Here is a 393-nt window from a genome sequence, read left to right as displayed (position 1 = left end):
GATATCGTTTTGCTGAAGCAGGAGCTTTGCAAGTTCTATCCTCATTCTCCAACCTCCGGAAAAAGTATCTGTGAGTTTGTTGAAATCTTCTCTTTTGAAACCCAGACCCTGAAGTATTCTTTCAGTTTCACCCTGATAATTGTAACCACCATGGATCTCGTATTGATGCTGTACATCATTAAGATCTACCATTAGCTGGTGATACTCATCACTCTCAAAGTCGGTTCGCTCTGCCAGCTGATGGTTGATCTCCTCAAGTTTTTTCTCCAGCCTCTTGATCTCCTCAAACGCCTGATACGATTCATCAAGTACTGTTCGTCCCTCTACAAAATCAATATCCTGCTTTAAAAAACCTATTTTTAAGTCTTTATCGGCTGCGATTTGACCCGAATC

1 pseudogene is annotated in these 393 nt (G+C 41.2%); it reads right to left on the bottom strand.

From position 1 onward, the window contains the following. Positions 1 to 393: pseudogene (locus HC175_RS19950) on the bottom strand (ABC transporter ATP-binding protein); the annotation flags it as partial.

This window comes from Salinimicrobium oceani (genome assembly GCF_012037645.1).
Note: the sequence above shows the minus strand (reverse complement) of the source record. Positions and strands in the feature narration are given on the sequence as shown.